The sequence below is a fragment of the Streptomyces sp. NPDC104226 genome, from assembly GCF_055584085.1.
The window spans coordinates 597,458-622,595 of sequence record NZ_JBVJMS010000001.1; the positions used below are offsets into that span (position 1 = coordinate 597,458).

At 72.7% G+C, this 25,138-nt stretch carries 19 protein-coding genes and 1 pseudogene; 18 read left to right on the forward strand and 2 right to left on the reverse strand.

Features of this window, described 5'->3' with window-relative positions:
- Window positions 1–824: 824 nt before the first annotated feature.
- From ACZ60J_RS02735 to ACZ60J_RS02750, 4 genes are all read left to right on the forward strand, one after another.
- A complete protein-coding gene (locus tag ACZ60J_RS02735) occupies window positions 825–1,556 on the forward strand; it encodes a phosphatase PAP2 family protein (protein ID WP_469678408.1) in 732 nt (243 codons plus the stop codon).
- Window positions 1,557–2,194: 638 nt separating this feature from the next.
- On the forward strand, window positions 2,195–3,745 hold the full coding sequence (locus tag ACZ60J_RS02740) for a carboxylesterase/lipase family protein (RefSeq protein WP_469678411.1): 1,551 nt from the start codon (window positions 2,195–2,197) through the stop codon (window positions 3,743–3,745).
- Window positions 3,746–3,847: 102 nt separating this feature from the next.
- Window positions 3,848–4,855, forward strand: coding sequence for a LacI family DNA-binding transcriptional regulator (locus tag ACZ60J_RS02745; RefSeq protein ID WP_469678413.1), 1,008 nt, complete (start codon window positions 3,848–3,850; stop codon window positions 4,853–4,855).
- 123 nt (window positions 4,856–4,978) lie between these two features.
- Window positions 4,979–5,377, forward strand: coding sequence for a hypothetical protein (locus tag ACZ60J_RS02750; RefSeq protein WP_469678415.1), 399 nt, complete (start codon window positions 4,979–4,981; stop codon window positions 5,375–5,377).
- Between the two features lie 204 nt (window positions 5,378–5,581).
- Here ACZ60J_RS02750 and ACZ60J_RS02755 read toward each other — a convergent pair whose 3' ends face one another.
- Window positions 5,582–6,541, reverse strand: a complete 960-nt coding sequence (locus tag ACZ60J_RS02755) for an alpha/beta hydrolase fold domain-containing protein (RefSeq protein WP_469678417.1) — start codon at window positions 6,539–6,541, stop codon at window positions 5,582–5,584.
- Window positions 6,542–6,816: 275 nt separating this feature from the next.
- Between ACZ60J_RS02755 and ACZ60J_RS02760 the strand changes: the two genes are divergently transcribed.
- The 9 genes and pseudogenes from ACZ60J_RS02760 (at window position 6,817) to ACZ60J_RS02800 (ending at window position 17,245) form a co-directional block, all read left to right on the forward strand.
- Window positions 6,817–7,365 carry an ATP-binding protein gene (locus ACZ60J_RS02760; protein ID WP_469678418.1) on the forward strand — a complete coding sequence of 183 codons (549 nt, stop codon included), beginning with the start codon at window positions 6,817–6,819 and terminating at the stop codon, window positions 7,363–7,365.
- Window positions 7,366–7,725: 360 nt separating this feature from the next.
- Window positions 7,726–9,354 (forward strand): annotated as a pseudogene (locus ACZ60J_RS02765) (AMP-binding protein); the annotation flags it as partial.
- Window positions 9,343–9,948: an acyl-CoA thioesterase gene (locus ACZ60J_RS02770; RefSeq protein ID WP_469679096.1), complete on the forward strand. Its 606-nt coding sequence runs from the start codon at window positions 9,343–9,345 to the stop codon at window positions 9,946–9,948. The pseudogene ACZ60J_RS02765 and the gene ACZ60J_RS02770, both read left to right, overlap by 12 nt.
- Complete coding sequence (locus ACZ60J_RS02775) at window positions 9,939–12,230, forward strand: oxidoreductase (protein WP_469678419.1); 2,292 nt, start codon at window positions 9,939–9,941, stop codon at window positions 12,228–12,230. Before ACZ60J_RS02770 ends, ACZ60J_RS02775 begins: the two co-directional genes overlap by 10 nt.
- A gap of 19 nt (window positions 12,231–12,249) precedes the next feature.
- Complete coding sequence (locus tag ACZ60J_RS02780) at window positions 12,250–13,308, forward strand: carbon-nitrogen hydrolase family protein (protein ID WP_469678421.1); 1,059 nt, start codon at window positions 12,250–12,252, stop codon at window positions 13,306–13,308.
- Entirely contained in the window at window positions 13,305–14,420 is a 1,116-nt protein-coding gene (locus tag ACZ60J_RS02785; RefSeq protein WP_469678422.1) for a cupin domain-containing protein, read from the forward strand. The genes ACZ60J_RS02780 and ACZ60J_RS02785 overlap by 4 nt, the downstream gene beginning before the upstream one ends.
- Before the next feature lie 144 nt (window positions 14,421–14,564).
- Complete coding sequence (locus tag ACZ60J_RS02790; protein WP_469678424.1) at window positions 14,565–15,479, forward strand: fumarylacetoacetate hydrolase family protein; 915 nt, start codon at window positions 14,565–14,567, stop codon at window positions 15,477–15,479.
- 116 nt (window positions 15,480–15,595) lie between these two features.
- Window positions 15,596–16,339, forward strand: a complete 744-nt coding sequence (locus ACZ60J_RS02795) for a maleate cis-trans isomerase family protein (protein WP_469679097.1) — start codon at window positions 15,596–15,598, stop codon at window positions 16,337–16,339.
- Window positions 16,340–16,402: 63 nt separating this feature from the next.
- Window positions 16,403–17,245, forward strand: a complete 843-nt coding sequence (locus ACZ60J_RS02800) for a PaaX family transcriptional regulator (protein ID WP_469678426.1) — start codon at window positions 16,403–16,405, stop codon at window positions 17,243–17,245.
- A gap of 36 nt (window positions 17,246–17,281) precedes the next feature.
- On the opposite strand, the gene ACZ60J_RS02805 is transcribed toward ACZ60J_RS02800, so the two are convergent.
- Complete coding sequence (locus ACZ60J_RS02805; RefSeq protein WP_469678428.1) at window positions 17,282–18,274, reverse strand: LacI family DNA-binding transcriptional regulator; 993 nt, start codon at window positions 18,272–18,274, stop codon at window positions 17,282–17,284.
- Window positions 18,275–18,668: 394 nt separating this feature from the next.
- Between ACZ60J_RS02805 and ACZ60J_RS02810 the strand changes: the two genes are divergently transcribed.
- The 5 genes from ACZ60J_RS02810 (at window position 18,669) to ACZ60J_RS02830 (ending at window position 25,066) form a co-directional block, all read left to right on the forward strand.
- Entirely contained in the window at window positions 18,669–20,384 is a 1,716-nt protein-coding gene (locus ACZ60J_RS02810) for a discoidin domain-containing protein (protein WP_469678430.1), read from the forward strand.
- A 61-nt stretch (window positions 20,385–20,445) separates the two neighbouring features.
- Complete coding sequence (locus tag ACZ60J_RS02815) at window positions 20,446–21,810, forward strand: DUF1996 domain-containing protein (RefSeq protein WP_469678432.1); 1,365 nt, start codon at window positions 20,446–20,448, stop codon at window positions 21,808–21,810.
- On the forward strand, window positions 21,786–22,355 hold the full coding sequence (locus ACZ60J_RS02820) for a DUF305 domain-containing protein (RefSeq protein ID WP_469678434.1): 570 nt from the start codon (window positions 21,786–21,788) through the stop codon (window positions 22,353–22,355). Before ACZ60J_RS02815 ends, ACZ60J_RS02820 begins: the two co-directional genes overlap by 25 nt.
- Before the next feature lie 81 nt (window positions 22,356–22,436).
- The gene (locus tag ACZ60J_RS02825; RefSeq protein ID WP_469678436.1) at window positions 22,437–23,822 is read left to right on the forward strand and encodes a GH1 family beta-glucosidase; all 1,386 of its coding nucleotides are present in this window, start codon (window positions 22,437–22,439) and stop codon (window positions 23,820–23,822) included.
- Window positions 23,819–25,066: an MFS transporter gene (locus ACZ60J_RS02830; protein WP_469678438.1), complete on the forward strand. Its 1,248-nt coding sequence runs from the start codon at window positions 23,819–23,821 to the stop codon at window positions 25,064–25,066. Before ACZ60J_RS02825 ends, ACZ60J_RS02830 begins: the two co-directional genes overlap by 4 nt.
- The last annotated feature ends 72 nt before the right edge of the window (window positions 25,067–25,138 follow it).

The window sequence follows — 25,138 nt, forward strand, 5'->3', positions numbered from 1 at the left end:
GCAGTGCCTGCGGTGCGGTGCGGTGTGGCGGGGATGCGGTGCTGCGTGGGGCGGGGGTGCGGGGTGGGGCGGAGGTGCGGGGTGCGGGTGCCCTGCGGTGCATGGTGTGGCGCCGTGCGGTGTGGCGCGGAGCGGTGCGGTTGTGGCGCCGTGCGGTGCGGTTGTGACGCGGTGCGGTTGTGACGCGGTGCGGTTGTGACGCGGTGCGGTGCGGCGCCGTGCAGTGACACGAGGCCGAAATGTCGTTGTTACACGTGTCACTTCACGTGCATGGACACTGTGTAGCACTCGTCCCCCGGTCTAGCCAAGGGTTGACGCAGGTCTCCGTACAGATCGTGACCCCTGGACGAAGTCCAGGTGGATCACGTGTAACCAGGTAAATGCAGCCCCCGCACGGATTCAGCCCGGCCGAGAACCCTCTTGCCCTTGTGGCGACGGTCACGCTTCCGCAATACTCCGCACCGCACCGCCGCACCCCGGCGGACCCCACCCGCCCCTGCGCCTCGACCGCCCGCCGGCATGCCCGGGGGCGGCGCGCCCCGGGGTGATGCGTCGACCGCCTCGGGCCACCCCCGACGGCGCGGGCTGCCCCGAGGGCGGCCGGGAACCCCGCGAGCTCGGGCGACCCGGACGGCTCCGTCCACCACCCTCGGCGCAGCCGCCGCCCATCTCCGCCCACCCCCTGCGCACACCCGTCGGCGCTTCCACCCCTCCCCGCCCTCCCCGCGCTCCGCGCTCTCCCCGCTCTCCCCGCGCTCCGCGCCCGTCAGCCGCCTTCCCGCGCTCCCCCCTCACCCGGGGAGGCGGCCTCGAAAGGTTCCACCGTGTCCGGTTTCCCGGGTTTCCCCGATCGCACCGCCACCCCGCCTCCGATCCCCGCCCGGCCGCCCCGACGGCCCGTCCCCGCACCTCCGCCCCGCTACGCCCTCGCCGGGGGGCTGGCCCTGACCCTGCTGTCCGTGCTCACGGGGCTGCTCCTCCGCGTGGACGAACGGCCCTTCTTCCAAAGCCTCGACGACGCCTGGGCCGCTTCGCTGGAGGGGAAGCCCACCGACACCGCCAGCAGTTACGCCACCGTGCTCGACCGCTTGGGCGGGCCACTGGGAACGGTCGTACCGCTGCTGGTGATGGGCTGCCTGTGCATGTACGGGCGCTGGCGGTCGGCGCTCTTCGTCTTCAGCACGACCGTCCTGGCCAACGTGCTCGTGGTCCTACCGCTCAAGCAGTTGGCCGACCGCCCGCGCCCCCCGCACACCTGGACCCTGGTCAACGACGGCTCGTATCCGTCCGGCCAGGTCTTCAGCGCGGTGGCCCTGGTGATCGCGGCCGCGGTGGTGCTGTTCCCGCCGGGCGGCCGGCGCTGGTGGTGGCTGTTCGGCGCGGGCTACACCGGCGCCATGATGTGGAGCCGCACCTGGCAGCACGCCCAGTGGCTGAGCGACACCTTCGCCGGCGCGCTGGCCGCCGCGGGGGCCTGCCTCCTCCTGTGGCGGGCGTTCGCACCCCTTCTGGAAACGGAAGCGGAACGCATGGCCTCCGACACCCTCTGGACGTAACGCCGCTGCGCCGGGCCGGTCCGACCGGGTCACCCCTCCGACGGGCCGTACGGGCCCCCGCGGAGGGGAGACCCGGCACGCGGCCCTGCCCGCCCGATCCCTAACCTCGCCCCTCTCGGACCTGACGGTCCAAGAACTCGACCACCCGCGTCTCCGAACGAAGAACTCGCTCCCGTTGCTCGGGAGGCAGAGCGGCGAAGAGGTCGACGAGGATCCGCGTGCGCGGGACGTGGACCATGTTTCCGGAGTAGACCCTGCAACCGGAACACCAGACGAGTCCGATGCAGCGCTCGAACATCGAGGATTCGGGCGGATGGAAGCGGTACTGGTAGGAGCGGACAGCCATTCCGCAGGCGGCACACACGCGCCGGTCGGCATCGAGAACCATGTCCCACATCCCGACCTTCCGCCAATGCTGCCGCCCCGCCGGTGCTCTTCAAGTCGTCATGCCGAGCATTGTCCCGCAGGTGAGCCAACGCGGAGCCGAATTTCGGAGCGAAGCACCGTGCCACCTCGAGCCACCCGACTCCGCACACCCACCCATCCGGATATCTCGAAACATTGACGGTCGCAGAATTGGCGGCATATCGTCGACGGGTCGGCACGCGTTCGGCGCGCGGCCCAGGAAGGATCGACTCATGGCACCCACCCCAGAACCCGCTCACCCCGTGGCACATCCGCCTGCGGGCCCGCTCCGCGGCGCGTTCGAGGACGGGCTCGCCGTCTTCCGGGCCGTGCCCTACGCCGCACCGCCGGTCGGCGAGCTGCGGTGGCGGCCCGCGCAGCCGCATCCGGGCTGGAGCGGGACCCGGGAGGCGACCGCCGACGGCCCCAGCGCCCCGCAGATGTTCATGGAGGGCGGCGACCCCGTCCTCGGCGGGCACGGCTCGCCGCCCTTCGACGAGGACTGCCTGACCCTCGACATCTGGACCCCCGCCGTCGACGACGCCCGGCGGCCGGTGCTGCTCTGGATCCACGGCGGCGGCTTCGTCTCCGGCTCCGGGTCGCTGCCCAACTACTCCGGCGCCACCTTCTCCCGCAACGGCGACCTGGTCGTCGTCAGCATCAACTACCGCATCGGGCCGCTCGGTTACCTGTACACCGGCACCGAGGACGAACCGGAGGGCTCCGGCGCCAACCACTGGCTGACCGACCAGCTCGCCGCCCTGCGCTGGGTACGGGAGAACATCTCCGCCTTCGGCGGCGACCCGGACTCGATCACGGTCGCGGGCCAGTCGGGCGGAGCCGTGTCCACGGCCGCCCTCGCCGGACTGCCCGGGGCGCGGGAGTCGATCCGCCGGGTGATCCTGATGAGCCCGCCGTTCGGCCTGGACCTCCCCGCGCCCGACGCCTACCGGGAGCGCACCGCCGCGTACCTGGAGCTCGCCGGGGTCAAGACCCTGGCCGAGCTGAGCACCGTGCCCTGGCCCGAGCTGATCGGGGCCATGGGCGGGCTGTTCGCCCGGACGACGCGGTGGGGGTACTGGCCCACGCCGTTCCTGCCCGTGGTCGACGGCGTCACCCTGCCCCGCCACCCGGCCCAGGCCCTGCTGCACGGCGCCGCCGCCGGCATCGACGTGATGATCGGATGGACCCGCGAGGAGGCCAACTTCGGATTCGCGCTGAACGAGGCCTACCGCGCCGCCGACCGGGAGCAGGTGACCGCCCGGATCGCGGACACCTTCGGCCCCGAAGCCGCCCCCGGCGTCTACGCGGCGTACGAGCGCGCCCGGCCGGGGAGCGGCCCGGCCGGCGTCCTGATGGACCTCATCACCGACGAGCTGTTCCGTGTCCCCGCCCTCCGGCTGGCCGAAGCGCGGGCCACGGCGGGCCGTCCGGTGTGGGCCTACCAGTTCGATCTCCCCGCGGCCGCCTACGACGGCCGGCTCGGGGCCGCCCACTGCCTCGAACTTCCCTTCGCCTTCGCCAACTTCGACCAGTGGGCCCACGCACCCCTGACGGCCGGGCTCGACCCCGCCGTCCGGGACGGCCTCGCGCACACCATGCACGAGGCCTGGATCGCCTTCGTCCGTACCGGCGACCCGAACCATCCGGACATGCCGGCGTGGGCCCCGTACGAGAAGGACACCCGCACCACGATGCGCTTCGACTCGGTGGTCACCGCGCTCGACGACCTCGCCGGGGACTCCCGGCGCCTGCACGAGGGGGCGCTCGCCCGGCCCGAGTAGCACCGCCCGCGCATCCGGGCGGGCCCGCGCTCCCTTGATCTAACTCGTGTAACCTTCGAGGGGAAGGAACCGAGCCGATCACAAGGAGCGTCGATCGACGTCATGGCCAAAGACACTGCGGTTCCGGCGTCCCCGACCAGCGCCGACGTGGCCCGCCTCGCCGGGGTGTCCCGCGCCACGGTCTCCTTCGTCCTCAACGACACCCAGGGCCACCGCGTCGGCGAGGCCGCCCGCACGCGCGTCCTCGACGCCGCCAAGCAGCTCGGCTACGTCCCGCACGCCGCGGCCCGGTCCCTGCGGGCCGGCCGCAGCAACCTCGTCCTGATGCCCTCGTCGATCTCCGCGGTCGGCCGCCTCGTCAGCGACTGGGTCGACGACCTGCACAGCGAGCTGGAACGGCACGGCTACACCTCGGTGCTCCACGCCGGGCGCTTCACGGATCCCCTCGACGCCGCCCGCGCCTGGGCCGAACTGCGTCCGGCGGCCGTGATCGCCCTCGACGGCGACCGCCTCACCGTGCCGGCCGCCGAGCTGCTGCGGCGCGCCGGGGTACGGGGCCTGATCGCCTTCGCCTCCCGTCCCGTACCGGGCGTACACACCATCGGCCTGGACCACACCCTCATCGGCGCCACCGCCGCCGAGCATCTGATCGCGCGCGGCCGGACCCGGATCGGTGTGGTCATGCCCCAGGAGCGCGGACTCGGCCTGTTCGCCGCGCCGCGGCTCGCCGGCGCCGAATCGGTCGCCGCCCGCCACATGGCCACCGTGACCCCGGTGGAGCTCTCCTACACCCGGGAGTCCGCGACGGCCCTGGCGCGGCGCTGGCGCGAGCTCGGGCTGGACTCCGTGTTCGCCTACAACGACGAGTACGCCGCCCTGCTCCTCCACGCGCTGCGGGCCGAGGGGATCTCCGTACCGCAGGACGTGGCGGTCGTGGGCTCCGACGACCTGATCCTCTCCGCTCTCCAGGATCCCCCGCTGACCTCGATCCGCCTGGACGTGGTCTCGCCGGCCACGGTCGCCGACGCCGTGCACGAGCTGATCGAAACGGGGAGCACGGGGCCCCTGCCCGACATCGAGGCGATCCTGGTCCCGCGCGCGACCTCCTGACGGCGACCGGCACTCGACCGGGAGTCCTTGGCCCGGAGTCCTTGATCGAGGCGCCCTGGTCTGTCCGTGTCTCCTTCACGCACCCTTACCCCGCCGCGCCTCTTGGGCCGTTCGCACGCCCGCGTGCCCCGTCCGGGCTGTCCGCGCGCCTGTGCGGATCAAGCCGGGAAGCCGGGTACGAGCGCGCGTGGTCGGCTGGGCGCGGCCGGTCCGCTTCGCCCAGGGCGACGGCATCGACAACCCGACGGCGGGAGCCTGACGGCCCGGGACAACAAGATCCTGCGCAACACGGCCACGGCGAAGGACGGCGCCGCGCAGGACGGCGGGCTGTACTACGCCGACGGGCCGGAGTCGCTGGGCCGTACGGCGCTGGAGGGCAACACCCTCACGCACAACCGGGCCGGGGACGGCGGCGGCACCTTCGAGGTGTCCGGCGTCCTGACCCTGAACGGCGACGGCGTCCGCGCCAACCGGCCGAACAACTGCAGCCCGACCGGCACCGTCCCCGGCTGCACCGGCTGACGGGCCGACCGTCGGCCAAGGCAGCCAGTGCGGCCGGTGCGGCCGTCAGCCGGTGCGGTCGGAGCAGGGCCGTCGGACGGCCGGGTCCCCCTTCCCCCCGTGGCGCGAGGGGGATCCGGCCGTCCGTCGGCGGTATCGGGCGCCCGGTGCCGGAACGCCCGCCGCAGGTAGCCGGCGATGCCCCCACTCGCCGGCTACCGGACCTCAGGCGCCCAGGTGCCGGGCGAGGAAGGCCACGCTGTCGGCGACGATCCGGCCGATGTCGGGCGAGCCCAGGAAGATGTGGTCGGCGCCTTCCACCGGGGTCAGCACGACCTCGCCCCCGGCCTTCACGAGGGCCTCGGCGAGCTCCTCGCTCTGGCTGTAGGGAACCAGCCCGTCCTGGGTTCCGTGGATCAGGAGGAACGGCGGCGGGTCGCACCCCTCGACGGCGTACGTGACCGGGCTCGCGGCCCGCGCCAGGTCGGGCCGCTCGGCGACGGACGCGCCGAGGAGGGCCAGGTACGGGTCGGGAAAGGCCTCCGCGCCGGGCGGCAGCGGGAAGTCCGGCATGGGGTGCTCGGAGAGGGTGACCAGGTCGGAGACCCCGTACCAGTCGACGACGGCGCGGACGGCGGTGTCACCGCTGCCCACTCCGTGCGTGCCCTCCAGCGCCTCGACGCCCGGGGTGGCCGTGCCGACGACGCCGGCGAGGGCCGCGAGGTGGCCGCCTGCGGACTCTCCCCAGACCCCGATCCGGTCCGGGTCGATGCCCAGTTCGGAGGCGAACTTCCGGACGTAGCGGATCGCGGCCTTCACGTCGTGGAGTTGCGCCGGGAACGGGGCCTCCAGGCTGTGCCGGTAGTCGATCGAGACGAGGGCCAGCCCCGCCGCCAGCACCGTGCCGTGCAGCAGCTCGACGGGCACGGTCGGCGGCGGATAGCGCCGGTCGCCGTCCAGCCAGCCGCCGCCGTGGATCCACACCACCGCCGGGAAGGGCCCCTCACCGGCGGGCACCTGGACGTCGAGCAGCCGGGGGCGGTAGCCGGGCGAGGTCGCGTAGGTGATCCCCTCGAAGCGGCGGACCCCGTCCGCGTCCACGACGGCGGACACGGGGGTCCGGAACGGGGGCGGCGGCCAGGTCATGTCCGCGGTGTCGATCGCGGCGGGGGGCGATTGCGTCATTGCGGCCCTTCCAATCTGCTCGGCCCGGGGGGCCGACGGGTCCAGGTGCGGGTCTGTGGGTCCAGCCGCGGCCGCACGAGCAGGACGGACAAGGCTTCGTAACGTATGTCCGAAATGCTTGCGCGGGTCGCGGAGGAGGCTTAGCGTGTTACACGTGTAATCACGACTCTAGCGACGCGTTTCCGCAGACCACAAGAGCACGGGCAGTCCCAGTTCCCCGGCAGTTACACGAGCCACCGCGCGAATGTCGTCGCCTTCCCCTCCGGGAGCACGCCATGCTCACCTCCACACCCCCCACCGCCCGGCCCGCCATCCGGCCCGTTGCCGCCCCGGACGCCCCGGTCGATCCGGACGCCCTGACGGATCCCGGCACCCCGGCCGACCCCGACACCCCGGGCTCCGCACCCGCCTCCCGGGCCCGCGGCTTCGGCCGCTGGGCCGCGGAGCCCACCGCGGCGACGGTTCCCTTGATCCGCTCCCGCGTGCGCTCGATGCTCGCAGGGTGGGACATCGCCGCCGAGATCGCGGACGTCCTCCTGCTGGCCGTGAGCGAGCTCGTCGGGAACGTGGTCCTGCACGCAGCCGCCGCGGGCCGCCTGCACGTCGAGGTCTCCCTGCGATGCGGGTGGCTCCAGCTGGAGGTCACCGACGGCACCTCCCCCCTGCCCCGGCTGCCGCACCCGCGGGACGAGGCGGACGAGGACGCGGAGAGCGGGCGCGGCCTGCTGATCGTGCACCTGATGGCCACCGAGGCCGGCGGCCGACTCAGCATCCAGGCCGACGAGTTCGGCAAGTCCGTACAGGTACGCGTGCCGGCCGCCTGACCCGCCGACCGGCGCGACCGTCGGCGCCGACCGGGCCCGAAGGAGGCCCGGGGGCGAGGTGGACCCGGGGAGGGGCCTGAAGCAGGCCCGGGGGGCGAGGCGGGCAGGCCCCCGAGGCCGACCCCAGGACGGGGTCCGAAGTAGGCCCAGGGCGGGCCCGAAGGGTGCCCGAGACGGGCCCGAGGGATGCCCGGGGCAGGCTCCGAGGCGGCCCCCCGGGGGGGGACCGTCGGAGGCGCCGTGAGGGCGTCGGAGGAGAGCCCCACACCTCACAGAAATATGGCGGGGAATTGACGTCCGCCAAATTATCGAGATACTTGCCCCATCTCCCCCGCTGCTCCCTGATTGAGGTGCCGCCCCATGGAGCTCTCCCCTTCGGCGCACGCCGACACCTTCTGCCGCGACCGGCTTCCACCGTTCGACCTCTGGCCCGAACTCCACTTCGATCTACCGGAGTTGGACTATCCGGACCGGCTCAACTGCGCCCGCAGCCTCCTCGACGACGCCGTCGAGCGCTGGGGACCCGACCGCCCCTGTCTGCTGACCACCGAAGAGCGCTGGACGTACGGCGAACTGCACCACCGCGCCAACCAGATCGCCCAGGTGCTCACCGAGGACCTGGGCCTGCTCCCCGGGAACCGCGTACTGCTGCGCGGCCCGAACAACCCCTGGCTCGTCGCCGCCTGGTTCGGCGTGCTCAAGGCCGGCGGCGTGGCCGTCACCACGGTTCCGCTGCTGCGCGCCCCGGAGCTCGCCGCACTGTGCGAGATCAGCCGCCCCGCCGTCGCCCTGTGCGACCACCGCTACCTCGGCGAGATCGAGGGGGCCGCGGCCTACGGAGACGGCCCAGCCGGGTACACCGCTCCGCGGGTGATCGCGTACGGCGGCCCCGGCGAGGACGACCTCACCGTCCGCTGCTCCGCCAAGGACGGTGACTTCACCACCGTCGACACCGCCGCGGACGACGTGGCCCTGATCGCCTTCACCTCCGGCACCACCGGGCGCCCCAAGGCGACCCTGCACTTTCACCGGGACGTGCTCGCCAACGCGGACACCTTCTCCCGGCACGTGCTGCGGCCGCGGTCCGACGACGTGTTCACCGGAACCCCGCCGCTCGCGTTCACCTTCGGGCTCGGCGGTCTGGTGGTCTTCCCCCTGCGCGTCGGGGCCGCCACCCTGCTCGTCGAGACCGCGACGCCGGGGCAGTTGGCCGACCTCGTCGCCGAGCACGGGGTGACCGTCCTGTTCACCGCGCCCACCGCCTACCGCGCCATCCTGGCCGCGGGTGCGGCCGACCGGCTGGCCGGGCTGCGCCGCTGCGTCTCGGCGGGCGAACCCCTGCCCGCCGCCGTGTGGGAGGAGTTCCGCGCCGCCACCGGGCTGCGCATCATCGACGGCATCGGCGCCACCGAGATGCTGCACGTGTTCATCTCCGCGGCCGACGAGGACATCCGTCCCGGCTCCACGGGCCGACCCGTCCCGGGCTACCGCGCCGCGGTGGTGGACGGGAACGGGGTGCCCGTTCCCGACGGGCAGCCCGGCCTGCTGGCCGTCACCGGACCCACCGGCTGCCGTTACCTGGACGACCCGCGCCAGTCCACGTACGTCCGCGGCGGCTGGAACATCACGGGCGACACCTATGTCCGCGATGCCGAGGGCTACTTCTGGTACGTGGCCCGCAGCGACGACATGATCGTCTCCTCGGGTTACAACATCGCGGGTCCCGAGGTGGAGAAGGCGCTCGCCGACCACCCGTACGTGGCGGACTGCGGCGTCGTCGGGGTCCCCGACGAACGGCGCGGCATGCTCGTCAAGGCGTACGTGGTCCTGCGCACGGGCGTCCCGGCCGCCCAGGAGACCGTCCGCGAGCTCCAGGAGCACGTCAAGGCGGCGATCGCGCCGTTCAAGTACCCGCGTGCGGTGGAGTTCGTCACCGAGCTCCCCCGTACGGAGACCGGCAAGCTCCGGCGCGGCGAACTGCGCGCCCGGGGAGAACGACCGGCGGAGGCCGTCGCCGCCGCCACGGCCCCGGACGACGGCGGGTGCGCCGCCGGGTGCCCCGAGGCGCAGGTGCCGCACCTGCCCAGCGTCGTCGTCGAGCGCCGGGTCGAGTGGACCGACACCGACGCGGCGGGCCACTACCACCACTCCACCGTGATCCGCTGGGTCGAGGCGGCCGAGGCCGTGCTGTTGCGCCGTCTGGGCCTGTCGCACCTGTTCGGCAGCACGCCCCGTGTCCACTTCGAGGCCGACTACCGGGCCCGGCTCTGGTTCGGCGAGGCCGTGCGGACCGAGCTGCGGGTCACCAAGGTCGGAGCGAGCTCCCTCCACTACGCCTTCACCGTCCGCGGCGAGCCGGGCCCGGCAGGCCCGGACGGCACGGGTCACACTGCGACCCCGGACGGTGCTGCGACCCCGGACGGCACGGTGGCCGCCACCGGCCGCATGGTCATCGCCCACTCCGCCGCCCGTGCGACCGGGACCACCCCCTGGCCGGCCGAGGTCCGCGAGGTCCTCACGAAGGCCGGACGGCAGGCCCCCGAACTGATCGAGAACAACCGAGGAGGCGCCCCGTGCGCATAGCAGTCATCGGAGGCGGGCCGGGCGGCCTGTACTTCGCCGCCCTGGCCAAGCAGATCTCCCCGCACTGGGAGGTGACCGTCTGGGAGCGCAACGCGCCCGACGACACCTTCGGCTTCGGGGTGGTCTTCTCCGACGAGACCCTCGACGGCATCGCCCAGGCCGATCCCGCCGTCCACGCCGCGATGTCGGCGGAGTTCGCCCGCTGGAGCGACATCGACGTACGCCACCGCGGCCGGACCCTCACCTCCGGAGGGCACGGTTTCGCCGCTCTGGGCCGCCGCCGGCTGCTGCAGATCCTCCAGGAACGCTGCGCCGCCCTGGAGGTGGACGTCCGCTACCGCACTCCGGCTCCTCCGCCGGAGCAACTGGCCGCCGAGTACGACCTGGTGGTCGCCTGCGACGGTGTGCGCTCGGCCACCCGGGCCGCCTACGCCGACGCCTTCGGCGCCGATCTCGACGAGCGTGCGGGCCGCTACATGTGGCTCGGCACCGACAAGGTCTTCGAGGCCTTCACCTTCATCGTCGAGGAGCGGGACTTCGGCACGCTCCAGGTGCACGCCTACCCGTACGACGACACCCGCTCGACCTTCATCGTCGAGATGGACGAGGACACCTGGCAGCGCGGCGGCTTCGCCGGGTCCGCCGGCGCAGACCTCGCCCCGGGCGCCAGTGACGAGGAGGGGATCCGCCGCTGCGAGGAGATCCTCGCCGGGCACCTGGACGGCCACCGGCTCATCCCCAACAACTCCAAGTGGCTGCGCTTCACCACCGTGCGCAACCGCACCTGGCGCCGCGGCAACACCGTGCTGCTCGGGGACGCCGCGCACACGGCCCACTTCTCCATCGGCTCCGGCACCAAGCTCGCCATGGAGGACGCCCTCGCGCTGGCCGCCTGCCTGCACGAACACCCCGACGTGGAGAGCGCGCTGGCCGCCTACGAGGACGAGCGCAGGCCGGTGGTGGAATCCACGCAGCGGGCGGCGCAGGCCAGCCTGGAGTGGTTCGAGAACATCGACCGGTACACCGGCCAGGACCCGCAGCAGTTCGCCTTCAACCTGCTGACCCGCAGCCGCCGGGTCACCTACGACAACCTGAGGGTGCGCGACGAGGAGTTCACCACCGCCGTCAACTCCACGGCGCCGGTCCCGCCCATGTTTCGGCCCTTCCGGATCGGCGGCCTGCGGCTGCGCAACCGGATCGTCGTCCCGCCGATGGCCCTGTCCACGGCCGTCGACGGGGTCCCGGGCGAGTTCGACCTCGTCCACCTGGGCACCCATTCCCTCGGCGGTGCGGCCCTGGTCATCGCCGGGATGACGGCGGTCAGCGCCGACGGCCGGACCGATGCGGGCTGCCCCGGTCTGTGGACCGACGAGCAGGAGGCCGCCTGGCGGCGGATCACCTCCTTCGCGCACGGCCAGTCCGACACCTGCCTCGGCATCCAGCTCACCCACGCGGGCCGGCGGGCCGCCGGAGGGCCGCTGCTGGCCGCCTCCCCGCTGCCCTGGGACGAGAACGGGCAGGTGCCCCGCGAGGCGACCCGCGCCGATATGGACCTGGTCGTACGGGACTTCGTGCGCGCGGCCGAGCGCGCCGACCGGGCCGGCTTCAACGTGCTGGAACTCCAGTACGGGCACGGTCATTTGATGTCCGGGTTCCTCTCCCCGCTGACCAACCGGCGCACCGACGAGTACGGCGGGCCCGTGGCGGGCCGGCTGCGCTTCCCGCTCGAAGTGCTGGGCGCGGTCCGCGCGGTGTGGCCGGCCGGGAAGGCCCTCCTGGTCCGCGTCTCGGCCGCCGACTGGGCCGAGGGGGGCCTCGACGAGGCGGACGCGGTACACATCGCGCGCGCCCTGGCCGCGGCGGGGGCGGACGCGATCGACGTCTCGACCGGTGAGGTCGTCGCCCACGAGCGGCCGGCCTTCGGCCGCAGTTACCAGACCCCGTACGCGGACCTGATCCGCAACACCACGGGGGTGGCGACCATCGCCGTCGGTGCGATCTCCACCTACGACGACGTGAACTCGGTGATCCTGGCGGGCCGCGCCGACCTGTGCGCGGTGGGCCGCGCCCAGCTCCACGACCCCCTGTGGACCCTGCACGCGGCCGTGGCCCAGGGGTACCGCGGGCCCGCCGCGCCGTGGGCCCGCTCCTGGCGGGCCGGCAGCGCGCGACCGCCGGCCGCGCGCACCGACCGGGTGCCGCCGCGCCTCGAACTGCTGCGGCAGCCCGCCGCACCGGTGCACCAGCGATGGCTGCCGCGCGTCGCCGCGCCGGCCCTCTGAGCGGAACGGCCCGGACCACATGAACCAGCGCGACAAGCACCACACCAGCGACATCCGTGACACCCGCCCCCCGAACGGCCTGCCCCGCTTCACCGCGGCCGCCGTCCAAGCGGCTCCCGTCTACCTCGATCCCGCAGCCACCGTCGACAAGGCCGTGTCCCTGATCGCCGAGGCCGCCGGGAAGGGTGCCGAACTCGTCGTCTTCCCCGAGGCGTTCGTGCCCGGCTACCCGTACTGGAACTGGACGATGAACCCGGTCCAGGGCTCGCCCTGGTTCGAGCGCCTGCAGCGCGCGTCCATCGACGTGCCCGGACCGCACGTGGACACCCTGCGCGCGGCGGCCCGCCAGTACGGGGTCGTGCTGGTCATCGGCGTCAACGAACGCGCCCCGCACAGCCTGGGCGTGCTCTACAACACGCTGCTGACCATCGGCCCCGACGGCGAACTGCTCGGTGTGCACCGCAAGCTGGTGCCCACCTGGGCGGAGAAGCTCACCTGGACCGGCGGCGACGGGAGTTCCCTGCGCGTCCACCAGACCCCCGTCGGCCCGATCGGGGCGCTGGCGTGCGGGGAGAACACCAACACCCTGGCACGCTTCACCCTGCTGGCGCAGGGCGAACTCGTGCACGCCGCCTGCTACATCGCGCTTCCGGTGGCTCCGGCCGACTACGACATGGCCGAAGCCATCGCGGTCCGGACCGCGGCCCACAGCTTCGAGGGCAAGGTCTTCTCCGTCGTCGCCTGCTCCGCCGTCTCCCCGGAGATCGTCGATGCGGTCGCCGGTGAGGACGAGGCGGTCCGGGCCCTGTTCGCCCGGCCGCGCAGCGCCCTGTCGGGCATCTTCGGGCCCGACGGCCGCCCGGTCACGGAGCCGCTCGTCGACGCCGAGGGCATCGTCTACGCCGAGATCGACCTGAACCGGTGCATCCAGCCGAAGCAGATGCACGACATCACCGGGCACTACAACCGCTTCGACGTCTTCCGTCTCGAAGTGGACAACCGGCCCCGCACGCCGGTCACCTTCACCGCCCCGCCCACGGCCCTGCCGGCCGCCGCCGCTCCCGAGGAGGACGCATGACCACCACCGACCAGGACGACACCGCACTCGGCCGCGCCCGGGTCTCCGACACCCCCGAACTCACCGCTTACTACGGCGAGCTCGAAGCGCTCGAAGCCGGTGCTCTGTGGACGGTGGCCAACGACATCGAGCCCTGGTACCCGCAGCCCAAGTCCGTTCCCGTGCTGTGGCGTTACGAGGAACTGCGGCCCCTGGTGCACAAGGCGCTCGGCCTCGTCCGGGCCGATGACGCGGGCCGCCGCGTCGTGATGCTGGTCAACCCCGGCCGCAGGGAGGTCAGTGCCGCCGCCGGACTCCTCTACACCGGCCTGCAGATCATGGGCCCGGGGGAGGCCATGACCGCCCACCGCCACCAGGCCGCGGCGCTGCGCTTCGTGCACGAGGGCACCGGAGCGTGGACGATCGTGGACGGCCAGAAGCTGAAGGTGGGGCCCCGCGACTTCGCCATCACCCCGAACGGCACCTGGCACGAGCACGGCAACGACGCCTCCGACGCCCCGGTGATCTGGCAGGACGGCCTCGACATCCCGCTGGTCAACGCCTTGGACGCCGGGTTCTACGAGGTGCACCCCGAGCTGTACCAGAAGCCCGGGAAGGTGGTGAACTCCTCGGTCCTGACCTACGCCGCGAACCTGCTCCCGTACGGCTCCGAGAAGTGGACCCGCCCGTACTCCCCGCTGCTGGCCTACCCCTGGGAGCAGACCTACGAGGCCCTGCGCGGTCTGGCCAGGGCCACCGAGGGTTCCCCGTACGACGGGGTCATCGCGGAGTACACCAACCCGGTGACCGGCGGCTCGGTCATGCCCACCATGAGCGCCCACATGCAGTTGCTGCGCCCCGGCCAGGCCACGCGGGCCCACCGCCACACCGGGTCGGTGATCTACACCGTCGCCAAGGGCCTCGGGTTCTCGGTCGTCGCCGGGCAGCGCTTCGAGTGGAAGCAGGGCGACGTCTTCTGCGTCCCCTCGTGGGCCTGGCACGAGCACCGCAACCTCGACGAGTCCGAGGACGCCTGCCTGTTCTCCTTCAACGATTTCCCCGTCATGCGGTCCCTCGGCTTCCACCGCGAAGAGGCGTACCCGGACAACGGCGGGCGCCAGCCCGCCTCCTGAGCCGCGCCGCCACACCGGACCGCCGGCCCTGACACCGGTCCCGGTGCGGCGGCGCACCGGGAGGGGCCGGACCTGGCACCGGCCCCTCCCCACCCCACTTCCGCCCTCCCTCCCTTCTCCCCCCTTCTCCCCTAGGAGCCACCGATGCGACTGGTGACGTACACGCCCGCCGGAACGACCGACACCACCGACCGCCTGGGCGCCCAGGTGGACGGCCTGGTCTACGACCTCGCGGCCCTCGCGGAGCACGCGGGCGTCGAACTCCCCGGAGACCTGATCTCCTTCGTCCGGGCCGGCGCCGCCGCCCGTGAAAGCGCCGCCCGTCTGCTGGAGGGTGATCTCACGGACCTGCCCGCCGGAGCCGTCCACCGGCTCGAGGAGGTCACCCTGCGTGCCCCGCTGCGCCCCGGCAAGATCATCGGGGTGGGGCTGAACTACGTGGAGCACGTCGAGGAGTCCAGCCGGAGCCTGGACACCGACAAGGACCTGCCCCCGCGTCCGGTGCTCTTCAGCAAGCCCGCCACCGCCGTCACCGGCCCCGGGGCGCCGATCCTGCACAACGCCGACCTCACGGCGCAGCTCGACTGGGAGTGCGAGCTCGCCGTGGTCATCGGTACGACCGCCTTCCGGGTGACCGAGGAGGAGGCGTACGAGCACGTCTTCGGCTACAGCATCGTCAACGACATCAGCGCCCGCGACCAGCGCCGCTCCGGCCAGTGGTTCTTCTCCAAGGGCCAGGACTCCTACGCCCCCTTCGGCCCGGCCGTGGTCACCGCGGACGAGGTCCCGGACCCGATGGGCCTCGACCTCGAACTGCGGGTGAACGGGATCACCAAGCAGAAGTCCAACACCCGCCACATGCTGTTCCCCATCGCCCGGCTCATCGCCGACATCAGCTCGGGCGTGACCCTGGAGCCCGGCGACGTCATCGCTACCGGCTCCCCGTCCGGCGTCGGCGCCGGGATGGTCCCGCCGGAGTTCCTCGTGCCCGGCGACACCGTCGAGGCCACCGTCGAGATCATCGGAACCCTCGCCAACCCGGTCGTCGACGCCCGCTGACCCGGCCGGAAGCCCGCGCCGCCACCACCCCGGCACCCCCGCCGCAGACCCGAGGAGCCATCGTGCCGCCCCGTACCCATCGCATCGGGCAGATCGTCCCGAGTTCCAACGTCACCATGGAGACCGAGGTCCCCGCGATCCTGCGCGCCCGCATGGAGATCGCGCCCGACGACCGCTTCACCTTCCACTCCAGCCGGATGCGCATGACCCACGTGACGCCGGAGCAGCTCAAGGCCATGGACGCCGATTCCGACCGCTGCGCCGTGGAACTCTCGGACGCGCGGGTCGACGTGCTCGGCTACGCCTGCCTGGTCGCCATCATGAGCACGGGCCTCGGCTACCACCGTGCCTCCGAGGAACGCCTGCACGCGCGCACCGTGGAGAACGGGGCCCCCGCACCCGTGGTGACCAGTGCGGGCGCCCTGGTCCACGGGCTGCACACCATGGGCGCCAGGAAGGTGGCGCTGCTGGCCCCGTACATGCGCCCGCTCACCCAGACCGTCGTGGACTACCTCACCCACGAGGGCATCGAGGTCATCGACTTCCAGGCCCTGGAGATCCCGAACAACCTCGACGTGGCGGCCCACGACCCGGCCAGGCTCCCCGGGCTGGCCCGCGCCCTGGACCACGCGGACGCGGACGCGGTCGTCCTGTCGGCCTGCGTGCAGATGCCCTCGCTCGGCGCCATCGAGGAGGCCGAGCAGCTGCTCGGCAAGCCGGTGGTCTCCGCGGCGGTCTGCACCGCCCACCAGATGCTGCGCGCCCTCGACCTGCCGGCCCTCGCCCCCGGCGCGGGCCACCTCCTCTCCGGGGCGTACGCGCAGGCCCCCCTGCACCCCGGGAGGCCGGCCGCGGGGTGACCTGCGGCGGCCCGGCTGCCGCTCCTCGATAGGATCACCACCCCACACCACGGGAAGGTGATCATGTCGGACAGCCCCCTCAGGCCCAGCTCGTTGATCAGTACGGTCTACGGGGCCTTCGTGCGCGGGAGCGGCGGGTGGATCTCCGTCGCCGACCTGATCACGCTCATGTCGGAGCTCGGGGTCGAGAGCCAGGCGGTGCGCTCGGCCATCTCCCGGCTCAAGAAGAAGGGCGTGCTGGAGCCGGAGCGCCGCGGTGCCACGGGGTACCGGCTCAGTCCGGTCGTGCACCCCGTGTTCGACGCCGGCGACCGGCGCATCTTCGCGAGCCTCGAACCGGCGGACCTCGCGGACGGCTGGGCCATGGCGGTCTTCTCCGTTCCCGAGTCCGAGCGCGCCCACCGCTACCAGCTGCGCACCAGGCTGACCTGGCTCGGCTTCGGCAACATCGCCCCCGGCGTGTGGCTGGCGCCGGGCCGGCTCCTGGAGGACGCGCGCGACATGCTCGTCCGGCTCGGCCTGAGCGAGTACGTCCACCTGTTCGCCGCCGCCGACTACGCCGCGTTCAGCGACCTGCCGGAGGCGGTCAGTTCCTGGTGGGACTTCCCCGCGATCCAGGCCCAGTACGCCACCTTCACCGGTGCGTACGCACCGGTCGCCGCGAAGCTCGCCCTCCAGGACGGCATCGACGCCGCCGAGGCCTTCCGCCACTACGTGCCCATGCTGACCGAGTGGCGCCGGCTGCCCTACCTCGACCCGGGCCTGCCCGCCGAGCTGCTCCCCGCGGACTGGAACGCCGTGGGCGCCCGGCAGGTCTTCCAGCAACTGCACGAGGTCCTGGCGGGGCCGGGCCTGCGGCACGTACAGGACGTGACGGGCACGGCGCCCGCCCCGAGCCCGGCCTGACCCGGCGCGGGGAGCGCTCCCCGAGCTACGTCTCCCTCAGGACGACTCGCGGACCACGAGGGCGTTCGGCATGACCACCCGGTCCCTGGAGCCGCCCTCGATCAGGCCCAGGAGCAGCCGCACCGTGGCCGTGGCCTGATCGGCCATGGGGCTGCGCACGGAGGTGAGCGCCGGGACCGTATATGCGGCGGCCTCGATGTCGTCGAAACCGACGACGGCCACGTCCTCGGGGACCCGCAGCCCCACCTGCCGCAGGGTCCGCAGGGCGCCGATGGCCATCAGGTCGTTGGCCGCGAACACCGCGTCCAGCTCCGGGTCGTCCTCCAGCAGCTGCCGCATGGCCTCCGCTCCCGAGGCCCGGGTGAAATCGCCCAGCGCCACGATGGAGCGGCGCCCGGTGCCGCGCAGGGCGGCGCGGTAGCCGTCGAGGCGCTCGCGGGACTCGAAGAGGTCCAGCGGTCCGGTGATGGTGGCGATCCGGCGCCGTCCGCGTTCCAGGAGGTGGCGTACGGCGAGCGCGGCGCCGGCCTCGTTGTCCAGTTCCACGTACGGCACGTCCGGGGCGCAGGTGCGGTTGAACGAGGCGACCGGCAGGCCCGTCCTGGCCAGGGCGGCGGGCAGCGGGTCCGTACCGTGCAGGGCGACGAGCATGACGCCGTCGACGTGTCCGCCGGCCACGTACTCCTCGACGCGGGCCCGGCTGCGGTCGGATTCGGCGAGCATGAGCACGACCTGTTTCCCGGCGGCCTCGAGTTCCCTGCTCACGGCGCGGACCACGGTGGAGAAGAGGGGGTCGTCGGAGACGACGCCCTGGGGAGGGTCGGAGACGACCACGGCCACCGCGTGCGTCCGGCGGGTGACGAGGTTGCGGGCTGCCGCGTTGGGCACGTAGCCCAGTTCACGGACGGCCCGCATGACGACCTCGCGGATCTCGGGCGCGACCGTGGCCTCGCCGTTGACGACGCGGGAGACGCTCGATCGGGACACGCCCGCGCGGGCGGCGACCACTTCCAGCGTGGGTCTTCTCATGGCGGCCCGTTCCGTTCGGCGGCGCGACCCGCGGGGAGCGTTCTCCCGCGATGGTGGACCGACGCCTGATCGACTGTCAACAGGACCTGATTTTTTCACAGTTGAAGACGACCGAGAGCCTTTCCACAGACCTCGGAGCCTTCTTCCTGGTCACCGCGGTCCGGTGTGTGGCGGGCAGATCTTGGGAGAGCGCTCCACCGGTGGACGAACCGGTACCGCCGAGGTTTCCAGCAGGTGACGGGACACCTTGACAGCCCTGGGGGGCCACCCCATCCTCACCCCTCAGGGAGCGCTCTCTGAGTTCCCTGATCTTCAAGTCCGTTTGTTTTCAGCGCCGTTCCCGCCTTCCCTCTCGACCCGCTCCCCCACTCCCCCCTCGCCCTCTGGAGCCGCCGTGCCCCCCTCGCTGCGCCGCCTCGGCTTACTGCTCGCCGTCGCGATCACCCTGTTCACCTTCAGCACCCTGCCCGCCTCCCCCGCCCGCGCCGCCGAATCCCTGCTGTCGCAAGGCAAATCCGTCACCGTCTCCGGTAGCGAGCCCGGCTACAGCCCCGCGAGCGCCGTCGACGGAAACGGCGGCACCCGCTGGTCCAGCGCCTTCTCCGACCCCCAGTGGATCCAGGTGGACCTGGGAACGAAGGCCACGCTCACCCGGGTCTCCCTCGTCTGGGAGGCCGCGTACGCCAAGGCCTTCCAGATCCAGGTCTCGGACGACGCCGCGAACTGGACCACGGTCTACGGGACCACCACCGGCCCCGGCGGCACCCAGAACCTGACCGTCTCCGGCACCGGCCGCTACGTCCGGATGTACGGCACCCAGCGCGCCACCGGATACGGCTACTCCCTCTGGGAGTTCCAGGTCTACGGCACTCCCGGCACCGGCAACGGCGGCGACGCGCTCCTCTCGTACGGCAGGACGGGCGCGGCCTCCTCCTCGCAGGCCGACGGCCAGTGCTGGGAGTGCACTCCGGCCAGGGCCTTCGACCGCGACCCCGCCTCCCGCTGGGCGACCAGCCCCACCACCGGCTGGACGGACCCGGGCTGGATCTCCGTCGACCTCGGGGCCCCGGCGCAGATCAGCAAGGTGGTCCTCCAGTGGGACCCGGCCTACGCCAAGTCCTTCCAGATCCAGGTCTCCCCGGACGGAAACACGTGGACCCCGGTCTACTCCACGACGGCGGGCACGGGCTTCAAGCAGACCCTGGCCGTCTCGGGCTCCGGGCGGTACGTGCGGATGTACGGCACCGAGCGCGCCACCCCGTACGGCTACTCCCTGTGGGAGTTCCAGGTGTACGGGACCGGCGGCGCGCCGATCACCCCGCCGCCGCTGCCCGCCGATCCGGCGAACCCGCCGCGGCTGGTGTGGAGCGACGAGTTCAACGGCCCGGCCGGCAGCAAGCCCGACCCGGCCAAGTGGAAGGCCGACCCGGGCACCGGTCAGAACGCCGAGCTCCAGTACTACACCGATCACCAGAACGCCTCGATGGACGGGGCCGACCACCTGGTCATCGAGGCCCGTAAGGAGGCCACGCCCGGCAAGGGCTGCCCGCCCGACCCGCTGACCGGCAGCACCACCTGCCAGTACACCTCCGCGCGGATGAACACCGGGGCCACGTTCCAGTTCACGTACGGACGTGTCGAGGCGCGGATCAAGGTCCCCAAGGGCAACGGGCTGTGGCCGGCGTTCTGGATGATGGGCGGTGATTTCCTGACCGGCCGGCCGTGGCCGTACAACGGCGAGGTCGACATCATGGAGGTCCTCGGCAAGGACGTGAAGACCTCGTACTCCACGGTCCATGCGCCCGCCTACAACGGCGGCGGCGGCATCGGCGCCCCGTACACGCTCCCGGGCAACGCCGACTTCTCCGACGACTTCCACGTCTGGGCCGCGGACTGGAACAGCAAGGGCATCACCTACAGCCTCGACGGGCGGACCGTCTTCACCCTCGACAAGGACCAGGTGGAGCGCACCCGCGGGCCGTGGGTCTTCGACCACCCGCACTACCTGATCCTCAACCTCGCGGTGGGCGGCGACTGGCCCGGTCCGACGGACCCCAGCACCCCCTTCCCCGCCCGGATGCTCGTCGACTACGTGCGCGTCTACCAGTGACCCGCCGGGGCTGCCCGGCCCCCACGGGCAGCCCCTCCCCCCACCCCTGTGAGGAATCGCCATGAGAAGACCCCGAATACCCCGCTCCCTGCTCGCGTGCGGGCTGGCGACGGTGCTCGCCGCCAGTCTGAGCGCCACGCTCGCGAGCGCGCCCGCCGGAGCCGCCACCGTCCTGGTCCAGGCCGAGTCCCACGCCGCGCAGAGCGGCGTCGTGTTCGAAGCGACCGCCGACGCGGACGGCGGGCAGAACGCCGCGTACCTCGCCGACGGCGACTGGCTGCGCTTCGACAACGTGGACCTCGGCGCCGCCGGCCCCCTCACGGTCTCGGCCCGCGTCGCCTCCGCCGTCGGGGGCCCCGGCGCCGTGGAACTGCACACCGGGTCCGCCGACGGACCGCTGCTCGCCCGGATCGAGATCGCGGCGACCGGCGGCTGGCAGAGCTGGGCCACGCGCACCGCGGACGTGACCGCCCACCCCACCGGCCCGCAGACGGTGTTCGCGGTGATGCGGAACAGCGCCACCGGGGACTTCGTCAACATCAACTGGTTCTCCTTCGGAACCGGTTCAGCCCCGGGATGGATCCCCGTCGACCAGGCGAAGTGGGGTGCGCAGCTGGCTCAGTTCCGGGCGATGACCCCGGCTCCGGTGCCGGCGGACTCGGTGCGCGTTCCCGAGTTCAACGCCACCTGCGTCTACAGCCACTCCAAGCCCGACGACCCGATCGTGGCCCCCGGCCTGCCCGGCGCGTCCCACATGCACAGCTTCTTCGGGAACCGCAGCACGGACGCGTTCACGACGACCGAGTCCCTGCTGTCCCACACCGCCACCAGCTGTTCGCCGGCCAAGGACCTCTCCAGCTACTGGATCCCGACGCTGTACGAGCGCGGCAAGGCGGTCGAACCGGAGGGGATGATCGTCTACTACGGCTCCCGGCTGCCCGACCCCACGGCGACGGTCCCCTTCCCCCAGGGTTTCCGGGTGATCGCGGGCAACTCCAAGTCCCAGGTGCCCACTCCGGCAGGATCGCCCAACCAGTTCTGGTGCGCGGGCGAGGGCGGTGAGATCGGCCGCAGTGCCGACGGGAACTGGCCGGTGTGCGCTCCGACCGCCAAGCTGGTGTACCAGCTGGTCTTCCCGGACTGCTGGGACGGCAAGCACCTCGACAGCCCCGACCACAAGTCGCACGTCTCCTACAACACCGTGGGCGGCAAGTGCTCCGGCGCCTACCCCGTCGCCATTCCCTCCGTCTCCTTCGTGATCGGCTACCCGACCAGCGGCAGCCCCGACGGCCTCTCGCTGTCCTCGGGCATGGCCTCCTCCATCCACGGCGACTTCTTCAACGCCTGGGACAACACCGCGCTCGGCCAGCGCGTGAAGGACTGCGTCGTGCAGAGCGCCAAGTGCAATTCCGCCGGTACGTTCTGACCCGGCGGCCCGCGTGGGCCCTGCTGCTCGCGGCGCTCCTGCTCACCGGCTGCTCCGCGCAGCCGGCGGGCGGGGCGCCGCGGGCGGCGGGCTTCAACTCCACCGACATCGCCTGGATCCAGCTGATGATCCCCATGGACGAGCGGGCCCGGCTTCTGACGGACCTGGCGCCGTCACGGGCCGGGGATCCGGAACTGGCCCGGCTGGCGCGGCGGACGGCGGACCGGCAGGAGGCCGAACTGACGCGGCTGCGCGGGCTCCTGGCCCGGTCCGGGGCGCCCGACACCCGTCCGCACGAGGGGCACGACATGCCGGGCATGGTCTCCGCCGACACCCTGCGCAGGGCCGGCGCACTGTCCGGAGCGGAGTTCGACCGGGTCTTCGCCGCGGCCCTGCGCGCTCACCTCGCCCAGTCCCTGCTGCTCTGCGCGGGGGAGCGCTCCACGGGCGGGGCCAGGGAGGCGAAGGAACTCTCCGGGGAGCTGGAGGAGTCGGCGAGGGAGGCGATCGCGCTGCTGGACGCGGCACGCTCCGGTAAAAGTTGACAATTGTTCACTTTCCATTGACAGGGCGGGTCCGGGGACCCGAAAGTGCCGTGAACGTCCCCGCGACCGAAGCGAGTCCGCATGTCAGCGTCCGTACCGCCCGTACCGCCCCTTCCGAAGTTCCCGGCCGGCTTCCGCTGGGGCGTCTCCGCCTCCGCGTTCCAGATCGAGGGCTCCCCCACCGCCGACGGCCGGGGGCCCTCGTCCTGGGACGCCTTCACCCGGGAGGCCGGGCGCGTCAAGGACGGCTCGCACGCGGAGGTGGCCACCGACCACTACCGCCGCTACCGCGAGGACGTGGCCCTGATGGGCGGACTGGGCGTGGACGCCTACCGCTTCTCCGTCTCCTGGTCCCGGGTCCTGCCCGACGGGCACGGGACGGTCAACCGGGCCGGGCTGGACTTCTACGACCGGCTCGTCGACGAGCTGTGCGCAGCGGGGATCGATCCGGTCCCCACGCTCTTCCACTGGGACACCCCGCTCGCCCTGGAGGAACGGGGCGGCTGGCTGGAGCGCGACACGGCCGAGCGGTTCGCGGCGTACGCCTCGGTGGTCGCGGAGCGGCTCGCCGACCGCGTGCCGATGTGGATCACCATCAACGAGCCCGCCGAGGTGACCCTCCTGGGATACGGCCTCGGCGAGCACGCCCCGGGCAAGCAGCTCGTCTTCGACGCCCTGCCCGCCGCCCACCACCAGCTCCTGGCCCACGGTCTGGGCGTACAGGCCCTGCGTGCGGCGGGCGCCCGCCACATCGGCATAGCCGCCTCGCACAGCCCCGTGTGGGCCGCGGGGGACGGCGAGGAGGACCGGGCCGCCGCCGCGCTGTACGACACCCTCACCAACCGCCTCTTCGCCGACCCGATCCTGACCGGCGCCTACCCGGACGGCCTGGAGTCCCTGCTGCCCGGACCGGTGGCGGAGGACCTCGAGGCGATCTCGGCGCCGCTGGACTGGTACGGGGTGAACTACTACAACCCGATGCTCGTCGGCGCCCCCACCCCGGCCCGCACGTCCGCCTTCGGCGGGATCGAGATCCCCTCCGGGCTCCCCTTCGGCATCCGGGAGATCGAGGGGTACGAGCGGACCGACTTCGACTGGCCGGTGGTTCCGGACGGACTGCGCGAACTGCTCGCCACCCTGCGCGAGCGCTACGGCGACCGGCTGCCTCCGCTGTACATCACCGAGAACGGCTGCTCGTACGGGGACGGGCCGGACCCGGGCACGGGCCGGATCGAGGACGCCCGCCGAATCGCCTACCACGAGGGTCACGTGCGCGCGCTGCACGAGGCGATGGCCGAGGGGGCCGACGTCCGCGGCTACTTCATCTGGTCGATCCTCGACAACTTCGAATGGGCGGAGGGCTACCGGCAGCGGTTCGGCCTGGTCCACGTCGACTACGAGACCCTCGCCCGGACCCCCAAGGAGTCGTACGCCTGGTACCGCGCCCTGATCAAGAGTGGCAGGTGACCGCCGGGCCGAAGGCCGCCGCGGCGGAGCAGGCCGCCACCCCGTCAGGCGGCCGGTGGGTGAGCGCGCTGTCCCTCGCCAATCTCGGGGTGTGGGTCGGCTGGTTCGGCCCGCTCCAACTGCTGCTGGCGCGCCAGGCCGAGCAGCTCGCCCCGGACCACAAGGCGTCCACCCTCGCGCTGGTGACGGGGCTGGGAGCGGCCGTCTCTATGGTCGCCAACCCCGTCTTCGGAGCCCTGTCCGACCGTACGACGGCGCGCGCGGGCCGCCGCATCCCCTGGGTGGTCGCCGGGGTGACGGGCGGGGCGGCCGGGCTGGTGGTCCTCGGGCTCGCGCAGAGCATCGCGGTGGTGATCGCGGGCTGGTGCCTGGTGCAGCTCGCGCTCAACGCCGCCTTCGCCGCGCTCACCGCGGCCGTCCCCGACCAGGTGCCGGCCCGGCAGCGCGGGCTGGTCGGCGGCTGGCTCGGCGTCTCCCAGGTCATCGGGATCCTGGTGGGCACGGCGCTGGCGACGGTCGCGGGCGGGATCACCGCCGGCTACCTGGCCTGCGCGGCCTTCTCGGTGCTCGCGGCCGTGCCCTACGTCCTGATGCGGCGGGACTCGGTGCTCGTTCCCGCCGAACGGCCGGCCTTCCGGTGGCGCGCCTTCCTGACCGGTTTCTGGATCGACCCGCGCCGCCATCCCGACTTCGGCTGGGCCTGGCTGACCCGGTTCCTGATGAACCTCTCGTACTCGATCAGCACGATGTACCTGCTCTACTACCTGACCGACGCCGTGCGCTACCGGGGCGACGCGGACACCGGCGTCCTGATCCTCACGGCGCTCAACGCCCTCACCCTGCTCTCCACGGTGGTGATCAGCGGCATCCGGTCCGACCGCAGCGGTCGCCGGAAGTCCTACGTCATCCGGTCGGGGCTGGTGATCGCCGCGGCCACGCTGCTGCTCGCCGTCTGGCAGACCTGGACGGGCGCGGTCGTCGCCTCGCTCGTCCTGGGCCTCGGCTTCGGCGTGTACACGGCGGTGGACTTCGCCCTGCTCACGGACGTGCTGCCGACCGCGGAGGACCGGGGCCGGGACCTGGGCGTCATCAACATCGCCAATGCGCTGCCGCAGGTACTGGCCCCCGTGATCGCCGCCCCGGTCGTCACCCACCTCGGCGGGTACACGGCCCTGTACGCGCTGGCGGGAGCACTGGCCCTGGCGGGATCACTGCTGGTCCGGCGGATCCGTTCGGTTCCGTAGCGCTCGGGGCACTATCGTGAGACCCGGCACATTTCTCACCCTTTTGGTCCGTTTTGGACCAAGCTTGTGTGG